This is a genomic window from Paenibacillus sp. Dod16 (genome assembly GCF_049893405.1).
GTDB lineage: Bacteria > Bacillota > Bacilli > Paenibacillales > Paenibacillaceae > Paenibacillus_AQ.
On the sequence record NZ_JBNDYG010000053.1, the window covers coordinates 13,694 to 39,280 of the forward strand.

21 protein-coding genes are annotated in these 25,587 nt (G+C 48.9%); 20 read left to right on the plus strand and 1 reads right to left on the minus strand.

What is annotated here, in order from left to right:
- The first annotated feature begins 15 nt into the window (after positions 1–15).
- The 20 genes from ACPV3A_RS30910 (at position 16) to aroF (ending at position 25,339) form a co-directional block, all read left to right on the plus strand.
- Positions 16–1,200 (plus strand): PLP-dependent transferase, encoded by a 1,185-nt coding sequence (locus ACPV3A_RS30910; RefSeq protein ID WP_339219474.1) that lies wholly within the window; start codon positions 16–18, stop codon positions 1,198–1,200.
- Positions 1,197–2,417, plus strand: coding sequence for an aminotransferase class I/II-fold pyridoxal phosphate-dependent enzyme (locus ACPV3A_RS30915; protein WP_233355065.1), 1,221 nt, complete (start codon positions 1,197–1,199; stop codon positions 2,415–2,417). Before ACPV3A_RS30910 ends, ACPV3A_RS30915 begins: the two co-directional genes overlap by 4 nt.
- A gap of 135 nt (positions 2,418–2,552) precedes the next feature.
- Positions 2,553–3,686 (plus strand): cyclic dehypoxanthinyl futalosine synthase, encoded by a 1,134-nt coding sequence (gene mqnC, locus ACPV3A_RS30920; RefSeq protein WP_015737124.1) that lies wholly within the window; start codon positions 2,553–2,555, stop codon positions 3,684–3,686.
- Positions 3,687–3,898: 212 nt separating this feature from the next.
- On the plus strand, positions 3,899–4,804 hold the full coding sequence (locus ACPV3A_RS30925; RefSeq protein ID WP_113057619.1) for a putative sporulation protein YtxC: 906 nt from the start codon (positions 3,899–3,901) through the stop codon (positions 4,802–4,804).
- A 462-nt stretch (positions 4,805–5,266) separates the two neighbouring features.
- Entirely contained in the window at positions 5,267–7,204 is a 1,938-nt protein-coding gene (gene thrS / locus ACPV3A_RS30930; protein WP_426203489.1) for a threonine--tRNA ligase, read from the plus strand.
- A 329-nt stretch (positions 7,205–7,533) separates the two neighbouring features.
- Entirely contained in the window at positions 7,534–8,055 is a 522-nt protein-coding gene (locus ACPV3A_RS30935) for a 3D domain-containing protein (protein WP_426203505.1), read from the plus strand.
- 131 nt (positions 8,056–8,186) lie between these two features.
- A complete protein-coding gene (locus tag ACPV3A_RS30940) occupies positions 8,187–8,387 on the plus strand; it encodes a hypothetical protein (RefSeq protein WP_071222739.1) in 201 nt (66 codons plus the stop codon).
- 198 nt (positions 8,388–8,585) lie between these two features.
- Positions 8,586–9,698 carry a cell wall-active antibiotics response protein LiaF gene (liaF, locus tag ACPV3A_RS30945; RefSeq protein WP_426203492.1) on the plus strand — a complete coding sequence of 371 codons (1,113 nt, stop codon included), beginning with the start codon at positions 8,586–8,588 and terminating at the stop codon, positions 9,696–9,698.
- A gap of 5 nt (positions 9,699–9,703) precedes the next feature.
- On the plus strand, positions 9,704–10,786 hold the full coding sequence (locus tag ACPV3A_RS30950) for a sensor histidine kinase (RefSeq protein WP_194544307.1): 1,083 nt from the start codon (positions 9,704–9,706) through the stop codon (positions 10,784–10,786).
- An 18-nt stretch (positions 10,787–10,804) separates the two neighbouring features.
- Positions 10,805–11,458, plus strand: a complete 654-nt coding sequence (locus ACPV3A_RS30955; protein WP_071217857.1) for a response regulator — start codon at positions 10,805–10,807, stop codon at positions 11,456–11,458.
- Positions 11,459–11,617: 159 nt separating this feature from the next.
- A complete protein-coding gene (locus tag ACPV3A_RS30960) occupies positions 11,618–13,243 on the plus strand; it encodes a S1C family serine protease (RefSeq protein WP_339219465.1) in 1,626 nt (541 codons plus the stop codon).
- Between the two features lie 129 nt (positions 13,244–13,372).
- Entirely contained in the window at positions 13,373–14,059 is a 687-nt protein-coding gene (locus ACPV3A_RS30965) for a response regulator transcription factor (protein ID WP_113057613.1), read from the plus strand.
- Position 14,060: 1 nt separating this feature from the next.
- On the plus strand, positions 14,061–15,515 hold the full coding sequence (locus ACPV3A_RS30970; protein ID WP_339294761.1) for a HAMP domain-containing sensor histidine kinase: 1,455 nt from the start codon (positions 14,061–14,063) through the stop codon (positions 15,513–15,515).
- A gap of 52 nt (positions 15,516–15,567) precedes the next feature.
- Positions 15,568–16,518 (plus strand): 4-hydroxy-3-methylbut-2-enyl diphosphate reductase, encoded by a 951-nt coding sequence (locus tag ACPV3A_RS30975; RefSeq protein ID WP_216530872.1) that lies wholly within the window; start codon positions 15,568–15,570, stop codon positions 16,516–16,518.
- A gap of 485 nt (positions 16,519–17,003) precedes the next feature.
- Entirely contained in the window at positions 17,004–17,960 is a 957-nt protein-coding gene (locus ACPV3A_RS30980; protein ID WP_194544302.1) for an ABC transporter permease, read from the plus strand.
- 31 nt (positions 17,961–17,991) lie between these two features.
- The gene (locus ACPV3A_RS30985; protein ID WP_194544301.1) at positions 17,992–18,888 is read left to right on the plus strand and encodes a carbohydrate ABC transporter permease; all 897 of its coding nucleotides are present in this window, start codon (positions 17,992–17,994) and stop codon (positions 18,886–18,888) included.
- An 85-nt stretch (positions 18,889–18,973) separates the two neighbouring features.
- A complete protein-coding gene (locus tag ACPV3A_RS30990) occupies positions 18,974–20,641 on the plus strand; it encodes an extracellular solute-binding protein (RefSeq protein WP_426203498.1) in 1,668 nt (555 codons plus the stop codon).
- Between the two features lie 80 nt (positions 20,642–20,721).
- Positions 20,722–22,287 carry a response regulator transcription factor gene (locus ACPV3A_RS30995; RefSeq protein WP_426203501.1) on the plus strand — a complete coding sequence of 522 codons (1,566 nt, stop codon included), beginning with the start codon at positions 20,722–20,724 and terminating at the stop codon, positions 22,285–22,287.
- Positions 22,288–22,378: 91 nt separating this feature from the next.
- Positions 22,379–24,112 carry a sensor histidine kinase gene (locus tag ACPV3A_RS31000; protein WP_426203508.1) on the plus strand — a complete coding sequence of 578 codons (1,734 nt, stop codon included), beginning with the start codon at positions 22,379–22,381 and terminating at the stop codon, positions 24,110–24,112.
- A 171-nt stretch (positions 24,113–24,283) separates the two neighbouring features.
- A complete protein-coding gene (gene aroF, locus ACPV3A_RS31005; protein WP_426203503.1) occupies positions 24,284–25,339 on the plus strand; it encodes a 3-deoxy-7-phosphoheptulonate synthase in 1,056 nt (351 codons plus the stop codon).
- 136 nt (positions 25,340–25,475) lie between these two features.
- On the opposite strand, the gene ACPV3A_RS31010 is transcribed toward aroF, so the two are convergent.
- A partial coding sequence (locus ACPV3A_RS31010; RefSeq protein ID WP_426203510.1) for an IS3 family transposase occupies positions 25,476–25,587 on the minus strand: 112 nt, incomplete at its 5' end.

Below are 25,587 nucleotides of genomic sequence, written 5' to 3' on the forward strand. Positions count from 1 at the left end.
GGAGGAGAGTTTGTGATGGAGAAGAAACCTTTTAATATAGAGAGCCGGCTGGCACAGATCGGCTCGGTGCAAGAACCGGTAACCGGAGCCGTGAATTTTCCGATTTATCAGGCTACGGCATACCGCCATCCCAAATTAGGCCAGAGCACGGGGTTTGACTACGCCCGTACGAAAAATCCGACCCGGTCGGTACTGGAGGACGCCTGCGCCGAGCTGGAATCCGGCGATGCCGGCTTTGCTTGCAGCTCGGGCATGGCTGCCCTTCAGACGATTTTTGCTTTGTTCGGTCAAGGGGACCATCTGATTGTATCGCTGGATCTGTATGGTGGGACGTATAGGCTGCTGGAGCGGATTATGTCCAAGTTCGGCGTTACGGCTACGTACGTGGATACGAATGACCTGGATGCGCTGGAAGGGGCAAGAAGGCCCAACACGAAGGCTGTATTTATCGAAACGCCGACCAATCCGCTTATGATGATTACGGATATCGAAGCCGTCTGTACGTGGGCAAGGCATCATCAACTGATCAGCATTGTGGATAATACGCTGCTTACTCCATATTTCCAAAGACCCATCGAGCTTGGGGCGGATATCGTTATACATAGCGCCACCAAGTATTTGGGAGGACATAACGATGTGCTGGCGGGGATCATCGTAACGAAGGGCAAGGAACTATCGGAGGAGATGGCTTTCCTTCATAACTCCATCGGCGCTGTGTTAAGCCCGACGGATTCCTATCAGCTGATGAGAGGAATGAAGACGCTTGCGCTGCGTATGGATCGGCACGAGACGAATGCAACCGCAGTGGCAACGTTTTTGACAACTCACCCGGCGATCGGCGAGGTGTATTATCCTGCCCTGCCGGACCATCCGGGACATGACATCCAGAATCGTCAATCCAGCGGCAACACGGGCATCTTCTCCTTCAAGGTGAAGGACGCCCGTTATGTGGAGCCCGTGCTGCGGCACATTAAGCTGATTGCGTTCGCAGAAAGCCTGGGGGGCGTTGAGTCCCTGATGACATACCCTGCTGTTCAGACCCATGCGGACATCCCGCTTGAGATTCGGGAAGCAATCGGCGTGGATGACCGCTTGCTCCGGTTCTCGGTCGGCATCGAGCATGCGGATGACTTGATCGCGGATTTGGATGCTGCACTGAGCGCGGCCATGGCTGAAGTGGAAGGGAGCACGGGAGAATGAGCATCGATAAAGGTCCATCCGGATTGGAAACGCAAACCAAGCAGTTAGCTGCTAAACGGGGACACGAGGAAGAACTGCGTTTCGAGACAAAACTATTGCATTTCGGCGGGGAAATCGACCGGGCAACCGGCGCCTCAAGCGTTCCGATCTATCAAGCCTCGACGTTTCACCATGAAGACATCTTTAACCCGCCGCAACACGATTACAGCCGTTCCGGCAATCCGACTCGGCAGGCGCTGGAGGATTATATCGCCCTTTTGGAGGGAGGCGTACGCGGTTTCGCTTATGCTTCCGGTATGGCAGCGATCTCCAGCTCGTTCATGCTGCTCAGTGCGGGGGATCATATGATCGTGACGGAGGATGTGTACGGCGGAACCTACCGCTTGCTGACCAGCATTTTAAGCCGTATGGGCATCGAGAGCACCTTCGTGGACATGACCGATCTGGATCAGGTGAAGGCGGCCCTCAAACCGAATACGAAAGCCGTCTATATGGAAACCCCTTCAAACCCGACCCTGAAAATTACCGACATTGGTGCGGTGACGGATTGGGCGAAGGAGCATGGCCTGCTTACCCTGCTGGATAATACGTTCATGACGCCGTTTTACCAGCGTCCGATTGAATTCGGCGTGGATATCGTGATCCATAGCGCGACCAAATTCCTTGGCGGGCACAGCGATGTGCTGGCAGGTCTCGCGGTAGCCAGAACCGAGGAGCTGGGAGACCAACTGAAGCAGCTGCAAAATGGTTTGGGCACGGTCCTTGGGGTCCAGGATTCCTGGCTCCTTATGCGCGGAATGAAAACACTCAGCACACGTATGGCCCACTCCGAGCAAAGCGCGGCCAAGCTTGCGGCCTGGCTGCAAGGGAGAAGCGACATTGAGCAAGTGTACTACCCTGGCCTCTTGAATCATCCGGGACGTGAAGTCCATGAGAAGCAATCGAGTGGTTATGGCGCGGTCATCTCTTTTGACGTCGGCTCAGGCGAACGCGCCAAGCACGTGCTGAACCATGTGAAGCTGCCGCTGGTAGCGGTCAGTCTGGGAGCCGTGGAGAGCATCCTGTCGTATCCGACAATGATGTCGCATGCGGCCATGGGTGAGAAGGTTCGGCATGAACGCGGAATTACGGATGGCTTGCTCCGTTTCTCGGTCGGACTCGAGGATGTGGACGATCTGATTGCTGATCTGGATCGGGCTTTTGCTGCCAGTTACTAAAGATTTTCCAAATCATAGAATTCGGCATCCTGTCACGGACGGGATGTCGTTTTTAATGCCGGATTGTGGTAGGATGAGATAGAAAAAGTTTTGCTGGTGATTTGTTATTTTGCTCTAAGTAGGGAGGCTGCAAGAATGAGTGCGGTAAACCGTATATTGGATAAAGCTTTACGCGGTGAGCGTTTGAACCTGGAAGATACCGTAACGCTTTTTGAAAGTGATGAGATTGAGAAAATTGGTCATGCGGCGGATGTGATGACAAAGCGTCTGCATCCGGATCCTATCACGACATTTGTTATCGGCCGGAATATCAATTACACAAACATATGTGATGTATTCTGCCGTTTTTGCGCTTTTTATCGCAGACCCGGCTCTTCCGAGGGCTATGTACTGCCCGATGAAACAATCTTCCAGAAGATTCAGGAAACCGAGGATGTAAACGGTACTGAGATTCTGATGCAGGGCGGCGTTAATCCGGATTTGCCTTTCAATTATTATACCGACCTGCTTCGCAACATTAAGAAGCGGTTTCCTAACATCACGATGCATTCGTTCTCCCCGGCGGAAATTATGAAAATGGTGGAGATCTCCGGGCTTACGCTCGAAGAGGTGATGCGCGAGCTTCACAGCGCGGGTCTGGACTCATTGCCTGGCGGCGGCGCTGAGATTTTGGATGATCGTATCCGCAAAAAGGTCAGTCGTCTAAAAGGCACATGGCGCCAGTGGATGGATGTCATGCAAACGGCCCATAAAGTCGGCATGAACACGACGGCTACCATGGTAATCGGTCTGGGCGAAACGATGGAAGAGCGTGCGCTACATATGCTTCGCGTACGTGATGCGCAGGATGAATGCATTCAGAACGGTTATGATTCCAAAGGCTTCCTGGCCTTCATCCCATTTACGTTCCAGCCGGACAATACGAACCTTAAGCGCGAGCGCGAAACGCCGGAGGCGTACTTGAAGACGGTAGCCATCGGTCGCTTGGCGATCGATAACGTTCCGAATCTGCAGTCCTCATGGGTAACGATGGGACCTGAAATCGGCAAGCTGTCACTCAGCTACGGCTGTAATGACTTTGGCAGCACGATGATGGAGGAGAACGTGGTTTCTTCCGCAGGAGCCGTCTATAAGGTCAACATTGAATCGATAATTCAATTGATCCGGGAGACCGGCAACATCCCGGCTCAACGCAACACCCGGTATGATATACTGCGCGTGTTCGAAGATAACAGCACCGTTGAGCGCGACTTCGTTATGCAGAACTAATTCTATACTTCATGAAGATCCGCAAGGCGGGCCGAGCAACTCGGTCCGCCTTTTTAATTTGGATCAGAGAGTAAGTGCGTTGATGGACATATTTAGGATGCGGCCGTTGATTTAGATATTTTCCGGACTTGCTTGTTTTTCCAAGCAGGAGTTCCGTATATCCCCGAGCGGGTCCCCATATACTGAAAAGGGAACTCGAAAGGAGTGATTCCATGGAACTGTTCAGCATTTCTGTCGGTACACGGACGGAAGACGAGAAAAAGGCGTTTCACCGTATATTGTCAGACAAGCAGAAAGAGCTACATAAACAATGCAAGCAGCTGAAATTCACATTCAGCGCTTCGGATGACCGCGTGATTTGGACGTGCTCCGGCAAGCTTCCGCTGTCCTCATGGACCGCATCGGCCGACACGCTGCGCCGGCTCACTGCCGAAGCAGTCACTGCTTATATTATGGAAGAGAAAGAGCAGGAGATTGCTGCACGGTTAATGTTCTCGGAATTCGAGTTTGATGATGAGGAAGAAGCGGGGCGGATCCTGCAGTGGTTTTTGATGCTCCTGCAAAAAGAGGAAGGCCCGTCCGGGGACTTCTGGCAGAGCCGCAGACGCAAGCTGTCGGAAGGCATATATCAATGCCTGAACGAGGCGCCTGAGCTTAATCTGGATGGGTTCATAACCTTCCGGCTTCAGTCTTATGAACAGGAGCTCCGCGAGATGGCGGAGTATGCAGTGGATGAATTTATGCTGGATCAGCAGTACGAGGAGTTCGTCAGTCTGCTGAAATATTTTGTTTATTTTCAGGAGCCCAAAATGCCGCTGGTTCATGTCATTCATAAGGGGGAGGAAGAGTTCCTGCTGCTGGATGGCAATCTTCGTCCGATTGAACGCCCTCGGGATGAAGGACTCGTTATGGAAAGGCTGGACCAGGATATGGAGATTGAAGATATGGTGGTCAGCACGCTGATTTCGGTATCTCCGGCCCGCATGATTATCCACACGAGGCAGCCTGAGCTTCCCGTCATCGTGACGTTGGCCCATATCTTTGATAACCGCGCCGAAGTATGCTGCAGCTGTCCCGAATGCAGCGCGCTTCTCGGTAGCGGACGAATGATGACTTGACGCATCGAAGCGGTCAGGATTATAATTACTGATAAATTCACGTAAAAGCTCTGACAAAGACATGAATCAATTTTGGATTTGACCGCTCAGAGAGAGGAAACCTCGGCTGCAATTTCCTCCGGTTCACCATTGATTTACCCCTTTGTAGCTGTGTCGTCGAACCCGCACGTCAGAATGCGGATGAGTAGGCTTCACCGGTTCATGACCGTTACTCAATGCTGATGAAGGATCTTAATCGTTTATGTACCCAGTACATAAGGTGATGAAAGAGATCGAATTAGGGTGGAACCACGGGTATAACACTCGTCCCTTCGCGGGACGGGTGTTTTTTGCATGTTCCGGTATCTTTCGTTGAAGTCTTGGCGGGCACCTCAGCGGTCCATGCCTGTCTTCGCGGGGAGACTAACGCGTCCTTCATATATGGAAGAAACGTGAAATTCTTTTTCTTGGGAGGAATACAAGGTGGCTATTAGCATTAAATTGCCTGACGGCTCCGTACGGGAGTATGAGGCGGGCAGCAGTATTGAGGATGTGGCTGCTTCAATCAGCAGCGGACTTAGAAAGAATGCGGTCGCGGGAAAAATGGACGGGATCGTCGTGGATCTTTCGACACCGCTTCAGGACGGAGCTTTGATCGAGATCGTAACGCAGGATACACCCGAAGGGCTTGAAGTGATGCGTCATAGTACAGCGCATTTGCTGGCTCAAGCGACCAAGCGTTTGTATGGAGCCAAAGAAGTAAAGCTGGGCGTGGGTCCGGTCATTGAGGACGGCTTCTACTATGACATGGATCTGGAAGAGCCTTTGAATCCGGAGGACCTGCAAAAGATCGAGAAGGAAATGGAACGCATTATCGGCGAGAATCTTCCGATTGTCCGCAAGGAAGTAAGCCGTGCGGAAGCGCTGCGCATCTTCGGCGAGCTCGGGGATCCGTACAAGCTGGAACTGATCAATGCCCTGCCTGAGGATAGCGTTATTACGATCTATGAGCAAGGCGAGTTCTTTGATCTCTGTCGTGGACCGCATGTCCCTTCAACCGGCAAGATCAAAGTATTCAAGCTCATGAACGTGGCGGGCGCATACTGGCGCGGCGACAGCAAGAACAAAATGCTTCAGCGCGTTTACGGTACGGCGTTTGTGAAAAAAGCGCAGCTCGATGAGCATCTTCATCTGCTGGAAGAAGCCAAGAAGCGTGATCATCGTAAGCTGGGCAAGGAATTGCAAATGTTTACGTTCTCTCAGCTTGTAGGACAAGGCCTGCCGATCTGGCTGCCAAACGGCGCGAAATTGCGCCGTACCCTGGAGCGTTATATCGTGGACATGGAAGAGCGCCTCGGGTACCAGCACGTGTACACGCCTGTGCTCGGAAACGTGGAGCTGTACAAAACCTCCGGTCACTGGGAGCACTATCAGGAAGATATGTTCCCGAAAATGGAGATGGACAACGAGGAGCTTGTTCTTCGTCCGATGAACTGTCCTCACCATATGATGGTATATAAGAGCGATATGCACAGCTACCGGGATCTGCCGATCCGTATTGCTGAGCTTGGCATGCAGCACCGCTATGAAATGTCCGGTGCACTGACCGGCTTGCATCGGGTGCGCGCGATGACGTTGAACGACTCGCATATTTTCTGCCGTCCGGATCAGATCAAGGAAGAGTTTGCACGGGTCATTCAGCTGATCATGACGGTTTACAAGGACTTTGGCATCCATGATTACCGCTTCCGTCTTTCTTACCGGGATCCGCAGGATACCGAGAAGTATTTCCAGAATGATGAAATGTGGGAAATGTCCCAGCACATGCTGCGCGAAGTCGTCGAAAGCCTGGATATGCCGTTCTATGAGGCCGAAGGCGAAGCTGCCTTCTACGGTCCGAAGCTCGACGTTCAGATCCGTACGGCTTTAGGCAAGGAAGAGACGCTGTCAACCGTTCAGCTCGACTTCCTGCTGCCTGAGCGCTTTGAACTGGAATATGTCGGCGACGATGGCCAGAAGCATCGTCCGGTCGTGATCCACCGCGGTATTCTGGGCACCATGGAACGCTTCACTGCGTTCTTGCTTGAGAATTTTGCGGGTGCGCTGCCGCTGTGGCTGTCACCGGTACAGGTGAAAGTCATTCCGGTCTCCAATGCCTTTGAGGATTATGCCAAGGAAGTGGCCGAGAAGCTTCAATTCGCCGGTATCTCCGTAGAGCCGGATCTTCGCAACGAGAAGCTGGGCTACAAGATTCGGGAAGCGCAGCTCGAGAAGATTCCTTACATGTTCATCGTTGGCGAGAACGAGAAAAATGCGGGCGCGGTTTCGGTTCGCAAACGCGGCGAAGGGGATATCGGTGCCCAGCCGCTCGACGAGATCATCCTCAAGCTTCGTGAAGAAATTAACACCCACGTCGTCTAAGTTTAGCTTTAAGCTTAAGTAACGTAGGGACATGCAAACCTCTGCCATCACGTATATTCTTTTTGGGAAGTGGGAACCCTCGCTAGTAAGGGGGAGGTACTCACATGATCCAATGGAAAAAATGGCAGAGGTTTTTTGCTGGTTTTATTTTATCAGCCGTCTTGTTCAGTGCAGGTTCTTCAACAGTAGATGCCCATAATCTGATTCTAAGCGAATCCTATGATTCAACAGACTTAAGAAATGTGTATGATCCGTCCGGGGAATTTCAAGGCTCCGATTACGTGGAAATGTCTCGCTTCTATGCGCTTCGAGTAGCAGGTTTTAGCGATATGAATAGATACTTGGATGTTCCGGATACGGGGCCTAAGGCCAGCGTGCCTGGTAAGAAACGCGAATCCATGCCCGTGCTTGCGCCTAGGGAGGACCAGGTGCTGCATACGGTGAAGGTCACCGCTACGGGCTATACGGCAGGTTATGAATCGACCGGGAAGAAGCCGGGACATCCTCAATATGGAATCACCTATTCCGGGGTGAAGGTGAAGCGGGATCGAAACACGCTATCAACGATTGCCGCGGATCCGGATGTATTTCCGCTTGGCAGTATTCTCTATGTACCGGGCTATGGTTATGGAATCGTAGCGGATATCGGATCAGCGATCAAAGGGCAAAAAATCGATCTTTATTTCTCCACAACCAAACAAGTGTTTAAGGAGTGGGGGAAGAAGGACGTCGAGGTACAGGTCATTAAAACCGGAAGCGGCAAATGCACGGAGGAAATGCTCAGAACCCTGGATAACGCGATCGAGACCTATCGTTTCCTGCCGGCATCCGTTTTGGAGGAAGCCATTTAGGGTGATTTTGGCGCGTAGATTGGCAGTAAACATTTAAGAATAATGCCTCCCTGTTCATCACATACTACTTTTCGGGGGCCAAACCCCTGAAGAGGATGATGGTATTGCATATGAACAGGGAGGTGAATACTGTGGCTAAAAAGAACAAGGTACAAGAGAACTTTAAAACGCCGAATGAAAAGTTTAACGCTGAGTTTGCTGAAGATACCAGCATAGCCAGCAACCCAAAAGGGAATTCCAAAGTTCAAGAGAACTACAAAAAACCGAACGAGAAGTTTGATGCTGAGTTTGGCGAACTGAACACACCAGGGGACCATTCTGCAAACCGTTAAGGTGTAGATGCCAGCGCCCGTTCGTGCAAAAATAAGACCTCCGCTTTAGCGGGGGTCTTTTATTATGGCTATACTTCCATTTTTATCCATGGAATCAGTCTCTAGACCGAGATCAACTTCATTCCACCGCCGCTAACCTGTTCATCGCAATATGTTGTACACTGTAGTTAAGAAAAAATAGAACTGGAAGGCAAGGGGATGACCATGAGTAGAAAAGGATGGAGCCAGCTTAGCAACGGATTGCTGCTCATCGGTATTGGTGTGGTGTTTCTTCTAAATCAGCTTGATATGATACATGTGGACCTTGGTTATATATTCTCGACTTTTTGGCCGATGTTCATCATCTGGTTCGGGCTGCAAAGCTTAATTTATGCCCGCGGAGGGGCACTATGGGGCTCTGTCGTGCCGATCATTATCGGGTCGTATTTTCTTGGAAGAAACCTGAATTTGATTGACTTCTCGTTTGGCGATCTGATCAAGTATGCGATTCCTATTATCTTGATTGGGTTTGGACTGCAGGTCATTTTCAAACCGAAACCTCATACGCCGCCGCCATCGCCGCCAAGTCCGGATGACTTTAGCTCGCATCGTAGCGAGCATTACAACATTCCCGATCCGCCTGAAGCGCGTCCGCTGGATTCTTCCCTGGATGAAGAATTCGAACGGAGATTTGGCAAGCCAGACAAGGCTGACAAGTCTGAGAATATCCTGCCCGATCGCGAACCAGGATCACCGGATTTTCATGAGCAGGGCAAGGGTTACCGCTGGCAGGGACAGCAGCAGGAGCGCCCGCGCCAGGAGCATCAGGATCGCAGCAAGTTCAGAGTTCATGTGGATTTTGACGATAACGGCAAAAGCTACGGCAACGGATCGGATTATAAGGATGAACAGCACCAACATCAACACCATCATCAATCTTGGCACAGCCATGATGCGGTGAACAAGTCCTCTTTTATCGGGGACGTGCATATGGGAAAAGATTATTTTCAGCTGAAGCCGACAAATATCTCCCAGTTCATCGGTGATACGGTGCTGGATCTGACCAAAGCTCAAATCCCTTACGGAGAAACGAAAATCAACATCTCGGCGTTTATCGGGGATGTCAAGGTATTCGTTCCTAATGATTCGGATGTCGGCATTCATGTCACGACCAACTCCTTCATTGGCGATATGAAGGTGCTGGAGGAAAGCCGCAGCGGCTTTATGAGCAATGCCGGACTGGAAAGCCCGCATTACAGGGAAGCCGGTAAGAAAATACGCATCACCGTCAGCGTATTTATCGGTGATGTCAAAGTGAATAGGGTAGGATAACCGTTATGATGGGAATATTGAAAAATACCAAATGGGTGATACTGTTTTACTTTCTGTTGATTGGAGCCGGAGTTGCTGTTTTCCTGTATACAGCAAACCAATCCGGCTACATACATATTGAAGATAACCGGCTGTGGGTGTATTACACGGTCGGTGTACTTCTGTTTACGGGGATTGCGGGATACATCGCGGGGCAGCGCATTCAGCGACCGCTGGACCTGCTCCATCTGAACATGCTGCAGGTTGCCAAAGGAAATCTGAATGTGCGGCTGCCGGCTATGGAAGACGGTTCTTTTGCCAGAGTATACGATGAGTTTAACGGAATGACGGAAGCGCTGGAGAAGAAGATGAAGCTGCTGCAGCGCCTGGGCGAGCAGGATGTCATTGAGAAAGAGATCGCCGCGGAAGCCGCCGTGCTTGAGGAACGACGCCGGATGGCAAGGGATTTGCATGATACGGTCAGTCAGCAGTTGTTCGCGATTCATATGTCGGCTTCATCGCTTCCGGCGGTTCTGAAGAGAAACCCGGAGCACGGCGATAAAGTGCTCGGTCAGTTGATTGAGATGTCTCACGTGGCACAGAAGCAGATGCGGGCGCTGATTGCACAGCTTCGGCCTGTTGAACTGGAAGGAAGAACCCTGGAGGAGGCACTCGAACGGTGGTTTCCGGATTACTGCCGCCAAAATGGCCTGAAGGGCATGAAGGATGTGGAACTTTACGGCGGAGTGTCCGATGCGATTGAGCATCAGTTGTTCCTGATTATCCAGGAAGCCGTAGCCAACATTGTGAAACATGCCGGTGCAAGCCTTGTCAGCATGTCGCTTCGTGAGGATCAGAAACGCGTTATTTTAAGCATCAGCGACGACGGGATCGGGTTTGACGAGGTGGCAGGCAAGCAGGGCTCATACGGGCTGTCCACGATGCGTGAGCGAGCCGAAAAGCTTGGTGGCCAGGTCGATATCATAAGCAAAAAGGGTGCAGGAACGACAGTTCGCGTAAACATTCCGCTATTTGAGGCCGAGGGTAGTCAGGGACCGGCTGCGGAAGAGAGCAAGGAACAGGAAGAGCTGGCTGAGCCAGTGGAGTAGAGAGGGGACAACATCATTATGGGTACGATTCGGATATTGCTGGCGGATGATCATGATATGGTTCGTATGGGATTAAAAACGTATTTGTCGCTGGATCCGGGATTTGAAGTGATCGGAGAGGCAGCAAACGGCCAAGAGGTTGTTGATATGTTAAGAAATGGAGATGAGGCAGACCGGCCCGATCTCATTCTTATGGATCTGATGATGCCGGTGATGAACGGGGCAGAGACCACGCGTGCGGTCATGTCCGAGTTCCCGGACCAGAAGATTGTGATTCTGACCAGCTTTCTAGAAGATGAGCTTGTGGTTGAGTGCATTGAGGCGGGGGCTGTCAGTTATGTACTGAAGACCGTTTCGGCTGACGAACTCATCTACGCTCTTCAGGGAGCGTTCAGGGGGATGCCGGTCATGACCAAAGACGTGTCGGAAGCACTTACCCGCGGGATCCGCCGACATATGGTGAACGGCGATGATTCCGGGCTTACCGAGCGCGAGAAAGAAGTGCTGCTGCTCATTGCCGAGGGCAAGAGCAACAAAGAGATCGGCGAAGAGCTGCATATTAGCATTAAAACGGTTAAAACCCATGTCAGCAATCTGCTGATGAAGTGTGAGCTGGAAGACCGCACGCAATTGGCGATTTATGCCCACCGGAAGGGATGGGTCAAAATATAGCGATTCCATTCGGATCAGATTCCCTTGACGCTGCCCGGCTTTCTTTTTATCTGCCTTTTAATTGTTTTTAAGGTACTATTAAGGTTTATAGTACACAATAAGAACAGTTAATCAATGAAACCACTTGGAAGCAAGTGATTTTAAATAGGAGGTAGACCTATGGACGACCAAAGAAAGCGCTACGGGTATCCGGATGATGAGGGAATGAACAATGAGTCGAATAACAATGAAGCACCGAGACGTGAGGAAGCATCCACGAAGAATTCGTCTTATTACTATTCTTACGGACCGTTTCAGTCCATACCCAATGAACGCGATGATCAGCAGACGGAGCGACCATATCAGAGCCGGGAATCGCAGGAAGTGGAGGTTACCGCTCCGCAGCCGGTTAAACCGATACCTTCCTCCGGTTTCTCGCAGTCACATTCCTCCGGAAGCCAAGGGGGCGGCGGGTCTATGGATTCGATGAAAAGAAACAAAGAATGGAACTACAGCCAGAAGCCTAAAAATTCCGTGAAGACGGTGCTGTTGTCCTTCTTGGCAGGTGTCCTCGTGATCTCAAGCCTGATGTTTGCCGCGGACCGCACGAATCTGTTTACGCCGGATGCGGCGTATTCATCGGAGCCAGCCCATGAAACTTCAGCTAGCGTTGATGATAACGGCGGAGCTACTACGGCATCGGCCATGATTCCTTCTAATCCGGGCGATGTATCGGCGGTTGTTGACCAGGCAAGTCCAGCCGTCGTGCTGATCGAGACGCTTGTAAACAGCAGCAATCGTCAAAGCACGAATCCGAACATGAATGATCCGTTCTGGTACTTCTTTGGCGGCGGACAATCGAGCCAGGGAGGAAATGGCGGAAACGGTGGAAGCAGCAACAACGGAGGTCAGGAATCCCAGCTTCAGCCTTCAGGCATCGGCTCGGGCTTCATCTTTGAGAAGTCGGGATACATTTTGACGAATGAGCATGTGATCCATGGCGCAGATGTGATCCAAGTGACGGTTCAGGGTACCAAAAAGCCATATGAAGCGAAGCTGCTCGGTTCCAGCTATGAGCTCGATTTGGCCGTTCTGAAAATCGAAGGGGCAGATTTTCCATCGGTGCAGCTAGGCGACTCCAACTCGCTGAAGGTCGGTGAATGGCTTGTTGCCATCGGTAACCCGCACGGTTTTGAGCATACGGTAACCGCAGGCGTACTTAGCTCGAAGGAACGCGAGATCGATATTCAAGGGACGAATGGTGAAGCTGAACGGAATTACGAGCATCTTCTGCAAACCGATGCTTCGATTAATCCGGGTAACTCCGGTGGACCGCTTCTCAATCTGAAGGGGGAGGTTATCGGGATGAACGTAGCCGTCAGCGCGGAAGCGCAAGGGATCGGATTTGCGATTCCGTCCAGCACGATCAAGGAAGTTGTGGAATACCTGAAGAACAACGAGGAAGTTCCGAAAGAGCCGGTTCCGTTTATCGGGGCAACCTTGGGAACGGTCACTCCGCAAATTGCCCAGTCCCTGGGGACCGACGTAACGGAAGGTTCTTATGTTGACGGTGTCGTATTCCGATCGCCGGCTTATGAAGCGGACCTGCGTCAATATGACATCATTGTGGGCGTGGACGGGACGAAATATCCGACCTCGAAGGATCTAATTGAATTGATACAATCGAAGAAGGTTGGAGACAAAATTACGCTGAATGTGGTTCGTAACGGCAAGAAGATTGATCTGCCGCTTACGATCGGCGATAAGAACCAATTCGATTTAACCCAACAGCAGCAACAACCGTAACCCTGGATATGTGTGACAACAAGCGGAAGGGACCGTTCCCTTCCGCTTGTCTTGTCCTTGAGACGACCGATATAATGGGATTGTAACGTCGTACTAAATTTAACGCTAGAAGATAGAGGAGATGCCGCTATGCGATCCCGGATATTAATTGTAGATGATGATGAGAAGATTATTTCGATGCTGCGCAGGGGACTTGCGTTTGAGGGCTATGACGTCCTGACCGCATCCAACGGAGCGGAAGGTTTGAAAGTGATTTTGAGTGAGGACCCGGACGTTGTCGTTCTGGATGTCATGATGCCTCAGGTCGATGGATTTGAAGCGCTGCGCAGACTCCGGGAAGGCGGAAGCACGACACCGGTGCTGATGCTGACGGCGAAGGATGAGGTGGAGAATCGGGTCAAGGGACTGGATACCGGAGCGGATGATTACTTAGTCAAACCCTTCGCGCTGGAGGAGCTGCTCGCCCGCGTACGGGCCTTGCTGCGCCGCAAAACCGGGGATGATAGCTCTAACCACCGACTGACCTTCGAGGATCTCGTGATGGATACCGATGCAAGGGAAGTCATTCGCAGCGGGCAAAGACTGGAGCTCACCGCCAAGGAATTTGAGCTGCTGCATCTGTTTATGCAAAATCCGAAGCGGGTGCTGTCCCGCGATTTAATCATGGATAAAATATGGGGCTATGACTACAGCGGGGAGTCCAACGTGCTGGAGGTTTACATCGCCATGCTCCGGCAAAAGACCGAGGAACATGGAGGTAAACGGCTGATCCAGACGATCCGCGGAGCCGGCTATATTTTAAGAGGAGATAACTAGCATGTCCATTCGGTTAAGACTGACAGCATGGTATACCGGCATTTTATTTGTGACACTGCTGATTTTCAGCTCGGCGGTGTATGGCTTTGTCCATTTGTATACGTATGAGGAGTTAAAACAGCGGATTGCACAGCAAGCTGATAAAATTGGTTTTACGCAAGGGGCGGTGGAAGTTCTGCCTAATAGATCCTCCGCTATCAGCTTAGAGGAGGCAGATCTCTATGTGCAGACCTATACATTTTACAATGGTAAATTATGGCAGTCTCAGAATATGGCGTTCAGCGGTATCGAATTTGACGTTCCTTCTGTAGAGAAAGCTTTAAATTCAACTAAACATGCGTTTAAGCGTGTTACTGTGAACGGTAATACATTCTTGGTATTTGAAAACCAGGTTGTAGAAACAAACTCAGGGAAATTGTTCGGCTGGATTCAAGTGGGAGCAAACACGCGAACCATTGACGAAACTCTGGACCGACTTCAATCCATCCTCATCATGGGATCCGCAGCAACCCTAGTCATTGCTTCAACTTTAGGCTTGTTCCTCGCCCGGAAATCCATGAAACCGATCGGCAAGGTCACGGAGGCGGCGGAGCAGATCCAGAAGGGTACCGACCTCAGCGTACGAATCGAATACGATGGGCCAGAGGACGAGATCGGGCAATTAATCGGCACGTTTAACGGCATGCTTGAGCGGACGGAGGGCTTTTATAAAGAGCTTGAAGATGCTTATGCGGCCCAGCGGCGTTTCGTATCGGATGCTTCCCATGAACTCCGAACGCCGCTGACCACCATTCGGGGGAATGTGGATCTCCTGCAGAAGATGTGGACGGAAGCCCCTGGTGAGAGAGCGAATATGGACGAAGAAACGATTAAGCAAATCTCTTTCGAAGCGGTGGGCGATATATCCGATGAAGCGAAGCGGATGAGCCGGCTGGTCAACGATATGTTATCTCTGGCGCGAGCTGATACCGGTCAGACCTTTGAGCTGAATCCGGTTCCTCTGCAGCCATTGGTTGAAGAGGTCGCACGGCGTGCTCATTTCCTTGATAAAACCGCTGAGTGGCATGTCGGAGAGCTGTCTGTCCTGAACGGTGTTTATGTAGAAGGTAATAAGGACTACTTGCAGCAGATGCTGTTCATCTTTATCGAGAATGCATTCAAGTATACGCCGGAGGGTGAAGTCAGCCTGGATGTCGTCCTGTACAAGGGTCAGGTCGGGCTGCGAATTTCGGATACGGGGATCGGCATGGATAAGGATGAGGTTCCGTTTATATTCGAGCGTTTCTATCGCGCGGATCAGTCCAGAGGCATCACGAGCGGGACCGGTCTTGGCTTATCCATCGCCAAATGGATTATTGATGAGCACAAGGGCTCTGTCGAGGTTGTTACCCGAAGAGGGGAAGGCAGCACCTTTATCGTCTGGCTGCCCGTCGTCTTTGCTCCTCCGCTGGAATAGGTTATAATAGACTGGATACTTTACGTATGACAACGGAAAGCAGGTGAGGATCATCGAAGTCTTGAAAATATCACCGAGAGGTTACTGTTACGGTGTCGTTGACGCTATGGTCTTGGCACGTCAGGCGGCCCAGAATCTGGATCTTCCTCGGCCTATTTATATATTGGGCATGATTGTGCATAATAGTCATGTCACGCAATCCTTTGAGGATGAAGGAATCATTACTCTGGACGGTCCGAACCGGATGGAAATCCTGAGCCAGGTGGAGAGCGGCACCGTCATTTTTACCGCACACGGGGTCTCTCCCGAAGTACGCAAGCTTGCGCGAGATAAAGGGTTAACCACGCTCGACGCAACATGTCCGGATGTTACGAAAACCCATGATTTGATCCGGGAGAAGGCAGCGGACGGGTATGAGATCATTTACATCGGGAAGAAGGGACATCCCGAGCCGGAAGGCGCGATCGGGATTGCACCGGATCACGTGCATCTGATTGAGAAGGAAGAAGAGATCGAACAGCTTCAGGTCAATTCGTCCCGAATCATCATTACGAACCAGACGACGATGAGTCAATGGGACATCAAGCATATCATGAAGAGTCTGCTCGATAAATTCCCGGGAGCGGAGATTCATAATGAAATCTGCCTTGCAACGCAAGTTCGGCAGGAGGCTGTAGCCGAGCAAGCGGGCCAGGCGGATTTGGTCATCGTGGTCGGGGACCCGCGCAGCAATAACTCAAATCGTCTTGCACAGGTATCCGAAGAGATAGCTGGCGTACCGGCTCACCGCATTGGCGATGTGACGGAGCTTAAACGCGAATGGCTTGAAGGTGTAGGCAAAGTGGCTGTGACATCAGGGGCATCAACACCGACTCCGATTACCAAGGAAGTCATCGCCTATTTGGAACAGTATGAACATGATCAGCCGGAAACCTGGGAGATCAAGCGCACGGTGAATATGAATAAATTGCTTCCGCCTGTACGGGTGAAGAGCAAGTCATAAGAATTTTAATACAACGGTTGCGATCAATCGCAATCGTTGTATTTTTGTTGATATCGGTGTGTCCTTAATATGATCCCATCATCGTTATAGTTAACAGCCATAGGTTTGGAATTGTGTATTCCGCCGTTATTAATTGATTAGTATCATTTTTCATGATCACTCGGTTAAATGTTGATAAAGCTTATGGATACTTCCCCTTGTAGTGAATGGTGGAACAACTGTTCATGTGAAATGAACTTGACACTATTGACGCTAGGGGAATTTCTATGTCCGGGATTAAGATGCCAGGGTGAATGAGACTACCTGCCCCGTTAAAGGAGCTTTTTTGGGGTTTCTCATCCCTCCCGTAAGCTGTAAGCGTTTTAATTTTCGATTGAATAATATCATTTTTCGTTGAATAGGCAAATGTTTATATGGGATCATTTATTCTACAATGTTAGACATCAGGTAAAACTTCATGGCATAGAACACACGGGGGGTTGGACATGGCGCAAATATCCGTAGAACAGGAAACTGTTCCAAAACGGAAGAGAGACAACGGATTCATTCGCTTTTTTAAACAGTGGGATATTCAGTTAATGGTACTTCCCGCTCTCGCACTCATTTTTATTTTCAGTTATATACCGATGTACGGTATTCTGATGTCGTTTCAGGATTTTAATATCTTCAAAGGCATGGGAGACAGCCCTTGGGTAGGGATGAAGCATTTCCGGATGTTCTTTGAGTCTCCAGAGTTTATGAACGTGATGCGAAACACTATCGTTATCAGCTTACTCAAGTTTTTGGTCGGCTTTCCAGCTCCGATCCTGCTTGCGTTGATGCTGAATGAAGTGCGACATCTGTTCTTCAAGAGATTGGTTCAGACCGTCAGTTATTTACCCCATTTCTTATCCTGGGTTATCGTATCAGGGTTTGTGGTTTCCTTGCTTTCTACCGATAACGGAAGCGTAAACATTCTGATGGAAAAAATGAATTTGATTAAAGAACCGATTAATTTCCTATCCATTCCTGAATACTTCTGGGCGATCCTGGTAACCACAGGGGTTTGGAAAGAAATCGGATTCTCCTCCATCGTTTACTTGGCCGCAGTTGCGGGAGTGGATCCTCATATGTACGAAGCGGCAGATATGGATGGTGCGAGCAAATTCAGACAGATTTTCACGATTACATTACCATCCATCATGCCTGTTGTTATCATATTTATGATTCTTGCAATAGGTAACCTGCTCACTGCAGGTTTTGAGGATATTTTGCTCTTGGCTAAGAACCCTGTCTTAAGAGAGGTATCCGACGTAATTGATACTTATGTATACCGGATCGGTATTGAAAACTCCAGGTTCTCCTATGCAACGGCTGTAGGCTTGTTCAAAGCGGTAATCAGCGTGATGCTTCTGACAATTGCTAACGTGATTGCACGCAGATCAGGTAACAGTCTATGGTAAACGAACATGGTGATGAAGGGAGCGGTTAGACTTGGTGCGTTTAGGATTCGGTGATCGTTTCATGATGATCATGATTTATATCTTTCTAGCATTTTTGGCCTTTGTGACGTTTTATCCTTTTTGGAACGCTCTTGTGGTTTCCTTTAACTCTGGAGCCGATACATCGCTTGGGGGAGTCACATTCTGGCCGAGGGATTTTACTTTGGAAAACTACGGCATCGTATTTCAGGATAAACGCCTGCTGAATGGCTTCGGAATATCGGTAGCCCGTACGATTGTGGGAACCATAACTTCGATTCTAGTGACCTCCATCTTCGCTTATGGCATGACCAAACGCGAACTGATCGGTCGTAAATATTACATGATTATGTGTATAGTCACCATGTATTTCGGTGGTGGTTTGATACCAAGCTTCATGCTGATTCGTGGTCTGGGCTTGATGGATTCGTTCTGGGTATTCATCATTCCTGGTTTGGTAAGTGTATGGAACATGATTATATTCCGTACCTTCTTTGCAGGGTTGCCTAATGGCTTGGAAGAGTCGGCAAAAATTGACGGGGCGGGCAATTGGGGGATCTTCTTTAAGATTATCCTGCCGCTATCCGGTCCGGTTATTGCAACATTGTCTTTGTTCACGGCAGTATCACACTGGAATGAATGGTTCCTACCGAGTATTTACATCAATAAAGAAGAATTGCTGCCCATTCAGACGATATTGCGTCAAATACTGAATTCCAACATTATGTCTGAACAGATGAGCAATTTGGACTCGGCATCTCAGGCCGCTTTATCTCGAATGCAGAGTGTGACCACGAAATCTTTGTCCATGGCTACAATGATTGTCGCTACGGTTCCGATCATCATGGTATACCCTTTTGTACAGAAGCATTTTGTTAAGGGAGTACTGGTGGGATCGTTGAAAGAGTAGCACATGTATGGCAAGCAATCCTGTTGTTTGAAGCTTAGCTTTAGACATAAATATCAAGGGGAATTATGAAAGGGGAAATTAGAGAATGAGGCTCAGAAAAAAATCTTTGGCCACATCGGTTACTGCGTTGTTAGCAGCGGCTTTAATGCTGTCAGCATGCAGCGGTGGTACTAAGACAGCTAACCCGACTCCTAGCGACAATGGAACCACCACACCGCCAACAGAAGCAGCATCAGACAAGTTTGTACTGGGTGAGCAACCGCTTGATTTTAGCTTTTATGGTCACTATGACTGGTACACCATGCCAACATGGGGAGAAGATGCCGCAACGAAATGGATTAAAGAGAATAAAAAAGTTGATGTAAAAGCGGTTAACTCCCAAGGTAATGCTCAACAAAAATTCAACACGATGATTGCTTCCGACGAGCTTCCTGATGTTATTTGGCTGGAGCGGGGATCGGATGTTGAAAAATTGAGAGAAAACGGCATGCTCGTACCTTACGATGACTACTTGGATAAATATCCGAACTTGAAGGAATGGTTGGGTGAGGCGGGAATCAACATGCTTCGTTCCCCTGACGGCAAGCTGTATCAATTCCCTAACTGGTACACCAGCCAACCGAACGGTAATGCTGGTTATGTAGTCAACAGTAAAATTTATAAAGAGCTTGGCGAGCCTAAGCTGGAAACAACGGACGATTTGACTAAATACCTGGAAGCTGTCAAGGCGAAATACGGAAACTCTGTAGTTCCTTATGAACCAGGTATTGAAGGACAAGGGATTGATGTGTTGTACTCTGCTTTCAAAGAGGATGCAATGACACGATGGATTACCATTCGTGGTGTGCCTAACGGAGATAAATTGACTTCGATCTTTACGGATCCAACATATCGCGAATCGATGCAATATGCAGCGAAGCTGTTCCGTGATAAACTGATTTCTCAAGATGCATTGACTCAAACCGCTGACCAAATCAAGGAAAAAGTAATGACAGGCCGCGTTGCTGTATATGCAGCTTCCAGCCCGACTGAAAATGCAATGAACGCACATGCGGAACTCGTTGCCAAAGATCCGGAAGCCGGTTATTTCATGATCTGGCCGATTCATAAGGAAGGTCTGGACAAGAATAAAATCTTCCCGGGAACCTATACTCAACTGGGTTGGAACGTAAGCGTTATTACGAAAGCTGCAAAAAATCCTGAAGCGATCTTTGCTTTCCTGGACTGGTATACAGGTCCTGAAGGTCAAACACTGTTAATGTGGGGACCGGAAGGCGGATATTGGGATGGATATGAAGAAGATGGTATAACGCCTAAGTTTACTGAGAAATATGTTACGGATGCTGCGGGTCTTGGCAAGTTGCAAGCGGAAACAACAAACCTCCAGTGGAACGGAAACACGGTATTTATTGATACAGCAAAAGCGAAATACGRAAGCACATTGCCAGAAGAAGAGCGTAACTGGTCAACTCGTTGGCAGTATGAAATAACTTGGAAAACTCAAGCAAATGCAACGGAATTCATCAATCTTGATCCGGCCCCAGAAAGCGAAGAAGGTATTATCCGCCAGCGTGTAGAAGATATCTACACAGAAGCTAGAGCGAAGGCGCTGTTTGCGAAGGACGATGCAGAAGTACTGGCTGTCTTGGACAAAGCAGAAGCGGATGCTCAAGCAGCTGGCTATGATAAACTTCTTGCATTCAAAACAACGAAATGGCAAGAAAACTTGGCTCAAATGAATGGTCAAAAGTAGAATAACGTAAACCAAAAGGGTATGCTGCATCTGCAGCATACCCTTATCGAAATTTAGGGGAGAGGATACCCATCTATAAAGTGCTGCTGGCTGACGATGAAATATTGGACCTAGAGGGCATGAGGAGCTTTATTCCATGGGAGAGTCTTGGAATGACCGTGGTTGATTCGGTCAATAATGGATTTGCAGCATGGGAAGTCCTGCAACGAGAGGATATCGACATTCTTGTGACGGATGTACGCATGCCCAATATGACTGGTATTGAACTAGCGCAAAAAGCGCTGAAGATACATGATGAATTACAGGTTATTTTTGTGAGTGGTTACCAGGATTTCAGTTATGTTAAACAGGCAATCGCATTAAACGCTTGTAATTACGTGCTGAAGCCCATGGAGGACCAAGAGCTGATTGAAGAGTTGACCAAAGTTCGGATTGAGCTGGACAGGCTCCATGACCGCAAGGAAACAGAACGGGCTTATCAACTGATGGTACCGATTCTCAAAAATCAGTACCTGCTGCAAATTCTCCAGAAGCCTTATGACGGTGCCATGCTGGGTATTATTAAGCGGGAATATCAACTTCATGAGATGAACTGGCCCGTGCGAGTCATATTACTTGAAGTGGATGATGTCAGCTCCTGGCGGAGCAATCATTACGAGGTCGAGAATCCGAGTGGATTAAATGAGCAGTACTTCACGAGATTGCATAAAGAGCTGGAATGTTGCGGATTCAGGCATATATGCAAGGTGACAGATCAGCGGATGGCAGTACTCATGGATACGACAAAAGGCAAGGAAGAGATTCAGTCATTACTGACGGCGCTAGGCCAAGAGTATCCCCTAACCGTGACCGTAGGTGAGGGAGGGACTGCGAATCGGCTTGAAGAACTTCATCCGTCCTACGTTATGGCAGAGGGTGCCCTTGACTATAAAATGTTTCGTGGAAAAGGGAAATGGATACTTTATAACGAAGTGCCGACAGAGGACCGGGAGGACGCCAAAAGCCTCGATATCAGGCTGGACTCTTTATTTACCGCTATGACGAATTATGAGATCGTCAAAATCCACGATGAGATCGAAGCCATACAACTGCTTGCATCCAATATCCGCTCCAAATTTACGGTTCGAAATCTTGGAGTATACATTATATTGAAGTTGGACGCGCATTTGCATACGATGCATGAAGACCTGTTTCGGATGCTGGGAATCGAACTGAAAAACCTCGATGTACTCTTGCAATTTGAAACGATGGACGATATTTTCTCGTGGTTAAGAATGAAAGTTTTTGAGATTTCGGAGCAATTGAAATTTCGCAAATCGTCCAAGAATGGACGTCTTGTTGAGGAGATTATTGATAATATACGAGAGCGGGTTCACGAGAATATTACGCTCCGGGATATGGCGAACCGTTTTTCCTTTTCTCCAAACTATCTAGGTGTTCTGTTTAAGGAAGAAACCGGTTATAATTTTAGTGATTATGTCATCAAGATTCGTATGGAGCGAGCCAGAGATCTATTAGTCAGCACGAAACTTAAAATATATGAAGTGGCTTCTCAAACAGGTTACCAGTATTTGCCCTATTTTAGTCGTCAATTCAAAGAGATGTATGGAATGACACCACTGGAGTATAGGCGTAAACACTCTTAATACTACTATACCGCTTGTAATGAGGTTGTGATTAGGTTTGGCGGGGAAATTCGAGCGTATCCGGGTCAAGATACCATTTGGCTTCAAATTAATGATTTCTTACTGTGTATTCATCATAATACCGGTATTGCTTGTAGGAAATATCGCGAACCAGGTATTTATCAAATCGATTAGAGAACAAACGTATAATAACATTCAGGGTACCCTGCACCAAATGAGTGATAATATTTCGTATAAAATGGAAGACATCGTCCGCGTTTCCGACATGCTCTACTTTGATTCGTCCTTTAATAACCGACTGCGTTATTCAGAAAGTACATGGGTAAGCTACGATACGATGGTCAATGTCCTGATTCCGAAGTTGGAAACGGCGATTAACACAGCGAACTCCAAGATTTGGCTGTCTATTTATTTACGGAATGAAGAGTTAAGGGAAATTTATAATAATTATAGTTACTCTGATCCGCTTGAATCCAACACGCGTTTATTTGACATATATCAGTATGAGCGTTTGGTGGATAAGACCTGGTACAAGCTCTATCCCCAAGAGGAAAACTATGGATCGACGCTGGAATGGAAGCAGGTTGAAAATGATGCGGGCAACGGTCGCATTTCACTTTTGCGCAGGCTGATCGACATCAGTTCTATACAGCTGCAGGAGATTGGATTCGTGCGAATCAATGTCAGTCTAGAAGATATGTTCGAAAGCATGGATTATAACAAAATCGGTGATGGGACAGCGTTATATTTGTCGGATGCGCAAGGCAGAGTCATTCTTTCTTCAGGCGGGGTACAGACAACCGTGTTTAAGGAGAACGAGCTGCGCAATAATGGAGACTTGCTTATTCGTAAGCCGATTCCCGTGCTCGGCTGGAATCTTATCGCTGTCGTTCCTGCAGAAATCGTGGAGAAAGATACGGTGAAAATCCGGAACCTCACCCTGCTTATTTGCCTCATTTGCATTGCTATATTTTTTATAGTCAGCATCGTAATATCCAAGTACTTCAGCTTACGCGTATCCAAAATCGTCTCTGTTCTGGATTCTTTTCAGGAAGGTGCATTTCATAAACGGGCTCAGTTCAAGGGAAATGATGAGTTTACACATATCGCTTCGGCCCTGAATGATATGGGCAGCAATATCGGCAAGCTGATTAATGAGGTGTATTTGGCCGACCTTCAGAAAAAACAAGCGGAACTGGAATCGCTGCATGCGCAGATTAATCCGCATTTCCTATACAACACCCTATCCTCCATTAGCCGTCTGGCGCGGTTTGGGATGCTGGATAAACTGCAGCGCATGGTGATGGACTTAGCGAAGTTTTATCGCCTGTCTCTTAATGATGGACGGAATATCATCTCTGTGAAGAATGAGTTGGAACAGGCTCAGGCATATGTGGATATTCAAAAGATTAAATACGACGAACGCATGCAGGTTACTTATGATTTTGAGCCGGAAGTGGTCCGGTATGAAACCGTGAAATTGATTTTGCAGCCGTTTATCGAGAATGTGCTGGAGCATGCCTGGACCGGGGATTATATACATGTTCGAATTACCGCCAKAGTGCTGGAAGATGTTCTGGAATTTAAAATTATCGATAATGGCGTCGGGTTCCCGCCCGGCAGAGTTCTGGACAATACAGGCGGACAGGATCTAACCAATGCCGGATACGGCATTCGGAATGTGGATCAACGAATCAAACTTCACTATGGCAGCGAATACGGGGTTACATTATTCAGCCGTGCCGGTATTGGGACGACGGTAAGAATTGTGATCCCCCTCGTGAAGCGAACCGTAGCGGAAGGACGCAGCAAAACATTGATGTAACAGGGGGCCTATTTCTCCCGATCGTTCAGGCTTCAAGAATGGGCTTGACGAGGGGAGATATTTTTTGTATATTTACTTTATCGGTTAAAAGCATAAAAGCTTAAAAGCGAACAAGCGCGAAAGCGACTATCCAACAATAAAATGGAATATATTCAGAAAGAAGGTTTTATTATGATCGTTATTACATCCAATCAAATATCAGAGGAACAAGTTCAGCATATTGTAAGCGAGATTGAGAAGGAAGGACTCCAGGCTCATGTATCCAAGGGAGCGGATCGTACCGTGATCGGGCTGATCGGCAGCGTAAACCCGAAGCTTGCGGAGCATCTTCGCCAAATGAAGGGCGTAGAGAATGTAGTTAAAATCTCCAAGTCCTACAAGCTTGCGAGTCGTGATTTCCATCCGGATGATACCGTCATTGATATTAAAGGCACCAAGATTGGCGGCGGCAATCTGGTCGTTATGGGTGGTCCATGCGCCGTGGAATCGCCGCAGCAGATTGACGAGATTGCGCAGCTGGTTAAGGCAGCAGGCGGACAAGTGCTTAGAGGCGGCGCGTTTAAGCCTCGCACGGGTCCATACAGCTTCCAGGGCGTTGGCGTCGAAGGTTTGATCATGATGGCGGAAGCCGGGCAAAAACACGGCCTGTTGACGATTACGGAGGTTATGACGCCCGAATACGTGGATATTTGTGCGGAGTACGCCGATATCCTGCAAGTGGGTACCCGCAATATGCAAAATTTCGACCTGCTTCGGAAACTGGGCACCTGCGGCAAGCCGGTTTTGCTGAAAAGAGGTTTCAGTTCAACCTATGATGAATTCCTGAATGCAGCGGAATACATTCTTGCCGGCGGCAATCCGAATGTCATGCTCTGTGAACGTGGAATCCGAACATTCGAAACTTACACCCGCAATACGCTGGATTTATCTGCCATCCCTGTTTTACAAGGGTTGAGTCATCTTCCGGTCATCTCTGATCCGAGTCATGGAACGGGAAGACGCGAGCTTGTGGAACCAATGTCCAAGGCATCCGTGGCGGCGGGGGCAGACGGCCTTATTATTGAGATGCATACAGATCCGGATAATTCCATGACAGGTGACGGGGTTCAATCCCTGTTCCCGGATCAATTCGCCGCACTGCTTAAAGACTTGGAGCAGCTGGCCCCATTGGTAGGCAAAAGCTTTGCGACCGCCAAAGCGCCTGCTTCTGAATTTGCGCGCGTATAGCATTTGAGCAGTGACGCTGCAACCACAGGGATCGCGTTAAGAACCTGGTCAAGGTTCGTGAGATCCTTAAATCTAATACAGAAGACACCTGCAAAGAGCTGGTCAAGACCCCATTTTGTGGACATTGGAAAAACACCTAAGCTGCAAACTGGCGTCGGTACTCTACCGGCGTCAGTTTGTTTAATTTCCGCTGCGGTCGTCTCTGGTTGTAAAATCGTATGTATTTTTCAATTCGGTTTTGTGCCTCT

What these genes read in the sequence shown, in the direction of transcription:
- ACPV3A_RS30910 (WP_339219474.1), top strand. Translation starts at nt 16, where the DNA reads ATGGAGAAGAAACCTTTTAATATAGAGAGCCGGCTGGCACAGATCGGC.
- ACPV3A_RS30915 (WP_233355065.1), top strand. Translation starts at nt 1,197, where the DNA reads ATGAGCATCGATAAAGGTCCATCCGGATTGGAAACGCAAACCAAGCAG.
- mqnC (WP_015737124.1), top strand. Translation starts at nt 2,553, where the DNA reads ATGAGTGCGGTAAACCGTATATTGGATAAAGCTTTACGCGGTGAGCGT.
- ACPV3A_RS30925 (WP_113057619.1), top strand. Translation starts at nt 3,899, where the DNA reads ATGGAACTGTTCAGCATTTCTGTCGGTACACGGACGGAAGACGAGAAA.
- ACPV3A_RS30935 (WP_426203505.1), top strand. Translation starts at nt 7,534, where the DNA reads ATGAATAGATACTTGGATGTTCCGGATACGGGGCCTAAGGCCAGCGTG.
- liaF (WP_426203492.1), top strand. Translation starts at nt 8,586, where the DNA reads ATGACCATGAGTAGAAAAGGATGGAGCCAGCTTAGCAACGGATTGCTG.
- ACPV3A_RS30950 (WP_194544307.1), top strand. Translation starts at nt 9,704, where the DNA reads ATGATGGGAATATTGAAAAATACCAAATGGGTGATACTGTTTTACTTT.
- ACPV3A_RS30955 (WP_071217857.1), top strand. Translation starts at nt 10,805, where the DNA reads ATGGGTACGATTCGGATATTGCTGGCGGATGATCATGATATGGTTCGT.
- ACPV3A_RS30960 (WP_339219465.1), top strand. Translation starts at nt 11,618, where the DNA reads ATGGACGACCAAAGAAAGCGCTACGGGTATCCGGATGATGAGGGAATG.
- ACPV3A_RS30965 (WP_113057613.1), top strand. Translation starts at nt 13,373, where the DNA reads ATGCGATCCCGGATATTAATTGTAGATGATGATGAGAAGATTATTTCG.
- ACPV3A_RS30970 (WP_339294761.1), top strand. Translation starts at nt 14,061, where the DNA reads ATGTCCATTCGGTTAAGACTGACAGCATGGTATACCGGCATTTTATTT.
- ACPV3A_RS30980 (WP_194544302.1), top strand. Translation starts at nt 17,004, where the DNA reads ATGGCGCAAATATCCGTAGAACAGGAAACTGTTCCAAAACGGAAGAGA.
- aroF (WP_426203503.1), top strand. Translation starts at nt 24,284, where the DNA reads ATGATCGTTATTACATCCAATCAAATATCAGAGGAACAAGTTCAGCAT.